This window comes from Bacillus sp. ISL-7 (genome assembly GCF_018613065.1).
This window is the reverse complement of the sequence record NZ_JAGGQW010000062.1, coordinates 1-9,856: the sequence shown is the minus strand read 5'-3', so window position 1 is coordinate 9,856 and position 9,856 is coordinate 1. Positions and strand designations below refer to the sequence as shown.

The 9,856-nt window shown below is 35.7% G+C and carries 5 protein-coding genes and 2 pseudogenes; 3 read left to right on the top strand and 4 right to left on the bottom strand.

The window, feature by feature from the left end; all coding sequences use genetic code 11:
- Nucleotides 1-575 precede the first annotated feature (575 nt).
- Nucleotides 576-970: pseudogene (locus tag J7E66_RS32065) on the top strand (transposase); the annotation flags it as partial.
- A gap of 273 nt (nt 971-1,243) precedes the next feature.
- On the opposite strand, the gene lepB reads toward J7E66_RS32065, so the two are convergent.
- Nucleotides 1,244-1,792, bottom strand: coding sequence for a signal peptidase I (gene lepB / locus J7E66_RS24670; protein ID WP_215004751.1), 549 nt, complete (start codon nt 1,790-1,792; stop codon nt 1,244-1,246).
- 164 nt (nt 1,793-1,956) lie between these two features.
- Nucleotides 1,957-2,379 carry a hypothetical protein gene (locus tag J7E66_RS24665; protein ID WP_215004748.1) on the bottom strand — a complete coding sequence of 141 codons (423 nt, stop codon included), beginning with the start codon at nt 2,377-2,379 and terminating at the stop codon, nt 1,957-1,959.
- A gap of 2,770 nt (nt 2,380-5,149) precedes the next feature.
- Here J7E66_RS24665 and J7E66_RS24660 point away from each other — a divergent pair.
- Complete coding sequence (locus J7E66_RS24660) at nt 5,150-6,259, top strand: processed acidic surface protein (protein ID WP_215004745.1); 1,110 nt, start codon at nt 5,150-5,152, stop codon at nt 6,257-6,259.
- A gap of 1 nt (nt 6,260) precedes the next feature.
- Nucleotides 6,261-6,929, top strand: coding sequence for a class D sortase (locus J7E66_RS24655; protein ID WP_215004742.1), 669 nt, complete (start codon nt 6,261-6,263; stop codon nt 6,927-6,929).
- Nucleotides 6,930-7,191: 262 nt separating this feature from the next.
- Here the strand turns inward: J7E66_RS24655 and J7E66_RS24650 are convergent, their stop codons facing one another.
- Both J7E66_RS24650 and J7E66_RS24645 read right to left on the bottom strand, forming a co-directional pair.
- The gene (locus tag J7E66_RS24650; protein ID WP_215004739.1) at nt 7,192-8,655 is read right to left on the bottom strand and encodes an IS1182 family transposase; all 1,464 of its coding nucleotides are present in this window, start codon (nt 8,653-8,655) and stop codon (nt 7,192-7,194) included.
- Between the two features lie 154 nt (nt 8,656-8,809).
- Nucleotides 8,810-9,571 (bottom strand): annotated as a pseudogene (locus J7E66_RS24645) (IS3 family transposase); the annotation flags it as partial.
- Nucleotides 9,572-9,856 lie beyond the last annotated feature (285 nt).

Genomic DNA, 9,856 nt, shown 5'->3' with positions numbered 1-9,856 from the left:
ACCTTGACCACGACTTTTTGCTTTACTTTAGATTCGCATTGACATGTTTTATGCCCGCAATCATTACATTTTTTTCGATCGCATTGACATGTTTTGTGCCCGCAATCTTTACATTTTTTATCATTACTCAATTTTTTCACCTCCTTTAATAAGAGATACGGTATTATATGATGGGAAATTTATTCAGAATGGACAAGTTCCCTTAATTTTTTAAATTTGATTTCAATATTTTCACTTTTTTTAATAACACTCGGTATCATATTAATGGGAAAATAAGAGTTGGCCGGTACAACTAAAGATCGCCCAAGAGCAATTTCGTACGAGATATTTTTTAATTCAGTACCTTCAAATACTCGGATACCATGTACATTATCTATTCTGATGATAATTCCTAAGCTACTACATATTCAAAGATAAAAAAAAATCCTCCTATGCGAGGGCACTGCAAAACGAATACATTAATTGGAAAAAACGCCTTTATGCATTTTTTTGTTAAAATAGAGATAAATCATTTATGTATTGGAGTTTATCGCGATGTTACTTAACCATAATCAATCGGAAAAGAAATTGCGAAGCAATTTCCTACAGCCGCCCATCTATGTTCATGGGCTGGGATGGTTCCAGGTAATAACGAAAGTGCTGGAAAAAAAAAGTCCGGTAAAACCAGAAAAGGTAATAAAAAGTTGCGAGCGGCACTTGTTGAAGCAGCACATTCGGCGGCAAAAACCAAAAACACTTATCTCTCTTCTCAATATCAACGATTGGCAGCGAGAATTGAAAAAAACGTGCGGCAGTTGCGGTTGGACATACCATTTTAACGATTGTTTATCATTTGTTAAACAAAAGGCAACTTTATGTTGAGTTAGGTGCAGATTACTTTGATCGACGAAAAAAAGAAATAGTGATCAAACAATCTATTAAACGACTAGAGGTACTGGGTTGTAAAGTAACGGTTGAAGCTATAGCCTAATAAAGGACAGTATATATTGTTAATTAAGAGCCCAGATCCCTTTTTTTTAACGGATTTTAATGGGTCTAGTTTTGTATTGCCCAAAATCCCACATAATCGTTTTTATTTTCAGGATAGTTTAAGTGTAATACTTCACATATTATATTTATTCAGACATGCTGCTCAGTTTGTTTAAGAAGGTATTCAACAAAAAAAGGGTGGTAATCCTTCTAGGATTAAACGCACCCGATGGTTAAAGAAGAAAACAGTCTAACTATTTTGTGAAACCAGAAATTAGTCATTTACGATTTTAATATCTTTTATTGGATAATAAACAACATTTGTTGTCCCTATTACCTTTTTCAATGGTATCGCTCCAATAGCACGGCTGTCTTTGCTTTGCCTTCTATTATCTCCCATTACAAACAAACTATCTTTAGGGACAGTATCACTACCTACTGCGGTTTCCTTTAAAGTGAAGGAGTCTGTTAATGTTCCTCCATCTTTTAATGATTTTTTGTATTTTTCCAAGTAAGGTTCATTGTAAGCTTTCCCATTTATATATAAAACATCATTTTTATATTCAATTCTGTCACCTGGGAGTCCGATTACGCGTTTTATGTAATCCTTACCTTCTGGGGCGTGAAACACAACAATATCAAATCTTTTCGGTTCTCCGATTTTTGTTACAATCATACGGTCCTGGTCCCGAAGAGTAGGGTTCATTGAAGCACCGTCAACAACAATCGGTGTAAAGAAAAAAGAGCGAATAATGACTGCTATTGCAAGTGCACCTATTAAGGCTTTAATCCATTCATACATTTCATTTTTCTTCTTTACCATTTCTCGACCTCCCTAAATATTCATCTGAATTCATATCCTCATTTTACCATATTTGTTTGGGTATATATTATTTTTCTTAAGCTATCCTGACCGTTAGCACAATAAAAAAACGGTTGCCGCAGCAACCCTTTGTTCCATTCAAGCACCCTTTAGTGAAATAAGGTTTAGACTTCTTCCTGATATATTTCTGATTTTATTGGCTTTAGTTCCAAAGGTATTTTAAACTCCTGAAGGGTTTCTAAATGATTTAAAAAATCATCTATATCATCATAATCCATAGACCATTCCGATACCTCTAAATTTCTTAATTCATCTGTTGGTTTAAATAAAAATTCACAGTGAAGTTGTTCCATATTAGAATAATCATCTTCATCATAAACAGTAAACTGACGTACAAAATCAAAATGAAATAGTTCCTCTCCAGTAAAATCATATACACCACATTGAAATAGAATTTCCTTATCATCTTCTCCATCAACTGGTTCTTTACAAAAACCCTTAAATATATCCCAAACTTTTTTTATATCATTGACATCTTCACCAATCTTATCTTTAAGGTAACTTTCAGCATTTTTAACGGTAATCATCACAACACCTCCGCTAATATTATGTAATTATTCTTGTTCAACTATCCTGCTCCGTTAGCTTAAGTACATTTCTTCACAATATTCTCGTAATGCGACACAACCTTCCTAACCAATTTTATCTTCATTAATAAAATTGGACTAGTTTTAATATGATGGTAAAAAGGGTAAGAAAGGATGATGGCTTTGAAAAAATATTTGTTTTTCATTATGTTATTCGGTCTTTTTTTTCCTATTTGCCAAAAAGTATCATTGATAATTTTATATATAATTTACTCACGAAATTCAGTATTAATTGGACCTTTAAATATGGGTCTCGATAGTATGATTAATCTATTTATATCTCTCATTGCAGCAATACTTACATATTTCTTTACGAATGTTTTTCTAAATTGGGAAAGTAAAAAAAAATGAACAATTTGAGTATTAATTAATTTATTATTGCCCTTCCTTCTATCCACTTCCCTACGTCGCATTTTGTTTCAAATACGCATTAAAGCGTTTTTTCTTTTTCAACTATTCTGCTTCTTTAGTTGAATAAGAAAAAGCCATTCTCCTCCTTGAAGAATAGCACCTGTCAGTTCAACAACAACTTATTTTTCATTCTTCTTTTCGTCAGATTTTAATTTTGCTATATCATAAATCCATAGTAAGGCAAGGTAAATAGCAAATAAAATAGTTAAAGTTGTATTGCTTAAATTGTATAAATAATTAACAGTTAAAACAATAATTAAATATACTGTTGCAAGCAAAGCCCTAAAATATTTCCTTATCATTAAAAACACCTCTGTTCAGTTACTTTTCCCTATAAGTTAAGAAAAATGAAACAAATTCTTCTTCAAGTAGTCGAGTAGAAGAGAACCTCTCTACCTTACGGTAGATTGTGTTCTCCCCCCTCCCAGAACCGTGCTTGCGCAATTAACGCACACGGCTCCTCCTAGTTACCATTCACAAAATATAGCTAATCTTTTAGGATCAGATATTGCTAATTCTGCTATCCTTACTAGTCTTGTTTCCATTTATTATTCCTACCTCTGTGTGTAGTAAATGTGTCCCTAGCAAGGGTGATAACTGGTAGCTAGCCTTTCCTCCATCGGCATTACCCAACTTCATTGGTACTACGCTGCTATCCGACTCCCTATATCGGCGTTTGGTTTCCTTACTTTGTATCGCTTGTACACCATACTCTTCTAACAAGAAAAGACCGATAGGGTCTCCCGAGTTGCCGTATCATATCAATGTGTAACGTGCCAAGGTCTCTGACCCCAGAGAGGTTTCATTCTTCTTGCCATATACGAAAAATGAAATGTTGCTTTCTGCTGCAGGTAAAGCATCAGCCCTCTCGATTTACTAACATTATGGGGCTCAATCCCTTCAACCATTTGGCTTTCGGCCCGTCGTCGGGTAGAAAATAGGCGCGCGCATTCGATTGAATCACGTTTCCTATAGCCCCCCTACGATCCCGGACGGTCGGATTTCCCGAGTCCGGTTCTGACCTTGGACTTCATCACATACTCGCCTTCCCAAATAACCGCAGGATTAAATGTTGGTACACATATTCCCCCATCAACTATTGGTTTACGTGTATGCTAGTCTATGAACAAGTAAACAAAGCTCAGTGTCTTTGAAGTTCTGACTGTCCAAGTGCCCAGAGGTCCTTCGCTCCATCACAGGAGTTACCTTGATGGAAGTACAATTTCCTTATACTTAAGAAGGCATTACCCTTCCCTCATCGCTACTACGACCTCATGCGCCAGTCCTAAATCATCCTACCATTTTCTATCAGCCTCATATATGGTAGGTCTTCATTGGTTAGTACCTTCCCAAATTTGAAGTAGGACCTTCCCGTCGTTATCTCTGAAAATCTTTCCACAGATGCCAGAACCCGTACCCCGGCTGCTCCTACAGTGCTTTTGACCGTTTCTTCCTGTAAGACATCGGTCTTCCCCCGTTAGACAAAGGTCGACGCTAAGCAAAACATCCCTCGAACAGTTTCTTTGAGGGGCGTAGATTTCGGGATTGCAGTATTCGTTAATCCTTCTGGCCTCTGTGTTTGCTCGCCACACAGACTGTTCCGACCTTATTCTCTCTGTGTAGAATAGGCCGCCGTGACTTTTACTTCCAAGCAGAACGTAGTTTGTTACCTCCCTACGCATTGGATATGCTAGTCATCCGAATCGGTCAATTGATGACAGGAGACTTTCACTCCATAAGATTCTCAGCCTTGACGGCTGCTCCACCTAACTGTCTACGCTTAAAGACTAAAGTTACCTTTAGCCCTCCAAGACTCGCTACGAGTGAATGGCTAGTTCTTACTCGACGGGAATCCCACCCGTTATATGATACGACCTAGGCTCGGCCGCACACCTGCCCCTATAGTTTAAGTACATTTCTTCACAATCTCTTCTAAAATATCCATTTATTTTGAAAATGAGTTACTCAACAATCTGGCCCGATTGCTAAAAAAGGCATTATTCTTTTCAAGAATAGCGCCCGATTCTTGAATAATTAAGAAAGCTTCTATTAGATGATTTTGAGGAATAAGAAAAGCACAGTTATTTGTATGCCTATTTCACATAATCTCCGTTATCGGAAGTTGCTCTTTGACAGTTTTTTTTTATTAAGTTACAAGAGGAGTACCAGAATCCCTTTTTTGGGATGAGTCTTTCTTCCTAATCATTAAAAAAACAGAAATTAATAATTACACAAAGTGATTCTAAAAGTATAATTAATTGGTGGAATATCACTAGAAAAGTAGAAATGAGGAAGAAACGTGGGGAAAATTGCTAGGATTGTCATTACATTAGTTTTATTGTTAGGATTCTTACCAAAGCTGTCATTTGCAGCCGAAAACTCCGATTTTGATGCTGATTTAGAAACTTATTTAAAAGAAATCAGCGAGATCCGCGGTTTTACAGTAACAAAAGATGACATTGAGATGTCACTTAGTTATTATGATGAAAATTTAGAGGATTTTAAAACCGTGAATGGTCCCGATGGATTAAAGGAATTTCTTGGTGAAGTAATCAAATCGGATTATAGTAATTTAGCCTATATGAAGGATGATTACGGTTTATCCATTGAACAAATTACTTCCTTATTAAAAGAAAACGGTGAAGACCTCAATGACTATGTATTTGTAAACGATCTTGATGAATCGGTCTACTATTATTCAAATCCAGATGACGGCGGATTAGGAAATGAACTGGATCCAGACTCTATTAAAGAACTGTTAACCATGTTCCAGGATGAATTTGGACTTACAGATCAAGAATTAACAAAATTAGGGGACCATTTAAATGGATTAAAGGATAAACTATCGACACCTGAAGCCCTCGATCAAATGGAAAAATTGGCACAAAGGATGGAAGCTTTTCAACAATTTCAAACGATAGACCAGTTATCTCCTGCCCAGATCCAGGAACTTATGTCCATTTATCAAGAGTTTATTTCGATGCTGGAATTTAAGATCGATTTCATTCTTGTAAAAGGGGATAATGAAACACCTTTAACCTTAATAGATGTATTAAAAATGAAAGAACTGGTCAATGCAAAATTGAAAGTAACCATTTCAGACCTGGAAGGGAACTTTTTAGCGGACCTACTTGTTACAGGAGAAATGGTGGACTCTGATACCGTTAAACAAGTTGGTAAGGATTTAAGTAATACGGCTGACAAAGTGAAAGAAGTTGTGAAAGCAAAGCCAATCGCAAAGCATGTTGTAAAAGGGAAAAAGCCAGCACTTCATCCTGTGATGAAAACTGTAAAAGGCGGTGAGCTGCCGAATACTGCTGGAAATTATGTGCAGAATGTTCTCATTGGAATGCTCTTGATTTTAGGAGGGGCCGGTCTTTATTATTCCATTAGAAGAAGGACAGCTTAGGATGAAAAGAAAAAAGACAAAAATTATTCTTATTGTTTCGATTCTATTTATCGTAACAGGTTTAGCTATTTCAACCACAAATGGCTATAAGTTCTTACTGGGATATTTTATGTACAAAATGCATAAGCCGGACACGGCTTCAGCCACTTCTAACTCAACTAAAAAGCCTGAAGCCCAAAACAAACAAGTGGTCAAGTCTCAAGAATTATACACCGTTCGTCCGAAAATAGATGAAAAATTTGGGGAATTATACATTCCTAAGCTTAAAGCTGAATTACCTATTTTTGAAGGTTCAGATGAAGATGAATTATCAAAGGGAGTTGGGCATTATGCGCAAAGTGTTCTCCCTGGGGAAAATGATAATTCTGTGTTATCCGGGCACCGCGATACCGTTTTTCGGAGGCTGGGACAGGTTGGAAAAGGCGACCTCCTTGTTGTTACTACTTCAGCTGGTAAGTTTACCTATAAGATAAAAAAGGTAAGAATTGTAGATAAAGACGATCGGACGGTCATCGTTCCGAAACCTGTAGCAACGCTGACGGTTACAACCTGCTATCCATTTAACTTTATCGGAGATGCACCCAAACGATACATTTTAGTTGCTTATCTATTATCTAGTCAATTAGCAAATGAATCTAAACAAACGGGGACACTGAAAAAGTCCGTTTAAAGAGAAAAGAAGCTAACTGCCCTGCGTCTAAGCCATCGACTGCAACTACATCAGCAAAACATGAAAAAGGTAAGCGATTTTTATAAACTGTACCCGTTGTAAAGGACATTTTTAAAAAGGTTATGCTACATTTAGAAGATGATTTCTGTATTCAACGAGGGCACTGAAAAACATTCCTTTTTTTATGATTTATGTGTTATCCTCAAAAAAATAGGCAACTTCTTGTATAATTTTTGCAAGAAGTTGCCTATTTCTATTTTCCCTAACTATTTTTTTCTTTTAAAAGCATAATGATTCGCTTCAAATTGACCGCGAATATGGTTGTTGCACCTTGTATTTCCATTCCAAATAGACCCGCAGTTGATGCTGTATCATACCCGTGTCTATGTTTTAATTCGCTATTTTTTGCTTCAATTTTATAACGTGAACGTGCGAGTTCTTTAAACTCTTCACTGTTTTGGAATGCTTCCTGTTCCTTATGTTCGGTGGATTTAATCGAAACAGAATACGTTTTACTTTTAGCTCCTTCTTTATAACATCCATTACGCAAAGGACATATTTTACACTTATCAATATCAAAATAATAGACTTGTTGTTGGTTGTTACTTTGATTTTTCTTTCCTATCCGTGCTTTACGTATTGCCATGTGACCGGCTTTACAAACATACATCCCAGCATCTTTATTGAATTCAAATTCATCTTCCTTCGCACGTTTACCTTGTGTGATTAGTGGATTCAGCTTAGATACAAGTTGAATTTCTTCTTTTTTCGCGTATTGGATATTGTCCTTTTCAGAATAAGCTGTATCTCCAATGACTGTATTTATTATCATGCCTGTTTCTTTACTTTTCTTTATTAATTCTTCAAGGTACTTTCCGTCACTTTTCTCACCGGTTGTTACAACCGCAGCTGTAATAATCCGTTCATCACTCATCGCAATATGTGTTTTAAAGCCGAAGAAAGAAGAATCAGCTGATTTATGCCCAACACGCGCATCAGGGTCCGTTGAAAAACTCAGCTTTTCGTTATAATCTTCTACGACTTCTTTTAAGACATTAAGTTTTTCGTTTACAGCTGGTATTACCTTAATTTGCGGCTGCGATTCAACTACCTGGATGACTTGAAGACAGTAATCTACTTCATCATTTACTTCGTTAGAAGTCGGTTTCGATGGAAACTTTTCTTTTATTGATTCATCTATTTGATAAACAGCTTTTCGCACATTTTTTGATTTCTCTTGTAAAAATTCTTTAGGCGATTTTTGATTGTAACGTGCTTTTGTATGTGTTGCATCCACGATTATTGCATTACTTTTAATAATTTCTTTTTCTAAGGCGATCTCAACTGTCTTGCGAATAAGCATGTCTAATAAACTCACATCCTGGAGACGGAGCTTACGGAACTTAGTTAATGAACTAGGATTTATAACAGGATCTTCTGGTGCCATATCTAAAAAATATTTAAACGACATATCATATTTAGAACGTTCAACTACATCTACATCAGATAAATCAAAAATTGATTTTAATAGTAAATATTTAAACATACGAATAGGTGGTACGGCATTACGACCGTTATCAAGACAATATTTATTTTTTAGTTCTTCTAAAATGAAAGAGAAGTCAACAAGTTCCTTGATTTGACGAAGCATATTATCCTTTTGCACAACAATATCGTAAATTGCCATAAATGGACTAAGATTCAGAGATTCTTGGTTTGAGATCATTTTGGAAATCACCTACATACATTTAATATCATTAATTATAAATTAAAAAGGCAGTTGAAAGTTCAATTCAATTGAAACTTTCAACTGCCTAATTTAGATATTGGACTTTTTCAGTGCCCTCGTATTCAACAGGAGTCATCTTCTTTAAATTCCATTAATATCTAAAATTGTTATAGTAGGTCATATAACTCCTTATTTCTCTTTTAAGTTCCTCTAAGGAATTACATGGTTTTATATATGCTTCATCCTTAAAATGACCAAAAAAAGACTCTTGTGGAGCGTTATCCCAACAATTTCCTCTTCTTGACATAGATTGTCCTAGCCCTAATTTTTTTACATGCTTCTCAAAAGTAGGACTAGTATAGTGTACTCCTTGATCTGAGTGAATAAAGGTTCCTTCCGCAAACTTTACTTTTCTATTATTCTTTAACTTTACCAATGTATCCGTTGCTAAATCCAATGTAAGTCGATCTGAAAGATTATGGGCCAATATTTCATTCATGGAACTATCCTTAATAGTGGACAAATAAGCTTTTTGTCCCTTCCCGTAATATAAATAAGTAATATCAGTGAGTAATACTTTACCTGGGATTTCTTGTTTGAATTCTCGGTTTAGTAAATTCGGTAGTACGGAGTGTTCTTGGGTAGCTTTCAACATCTTCTTATATGGATTAGGTCTTCTAACTGGGCATACAATCTTATATTTCTTCATAATCCTTCGGATTCGTTTAATATTATATTTAATATCAAACTGCCCTTTTAAAGTCATCTTAATTTGGCGAGCACCTTTATGACGTCGTTTAAAATGAAACGCCTTTAAAATATTCTCTTTTAAAATTAAGTCCTCTTTTTCACGGCGTTCTCTATTTTCCTGAGATTTCGGAGAAAAATAATTATAATAACCTGAACGAGAAACTCACGAATATTTCCAAATTCCTTTTTCAACTAAACTGCCATTTACTTGAATAAATCGAGTAGGAGGGGGTGATTAACCCCCGACCTCTCACACCACCGTACGTACCGTTCGGTATACGGCGGTTCGAAAGTTCTATGAAATTATTTGAATTAGTTGTTTTAGACCTTGTTCTAACCAATAATTCTTATTCATGGCGAAATCAAGAGCAGGACTATTGGAATTTCTCCAATATCCCTTTCGGGAATTGGCACATTTCCAAGCAGAGTTTGAATTAACTCCAAGTTT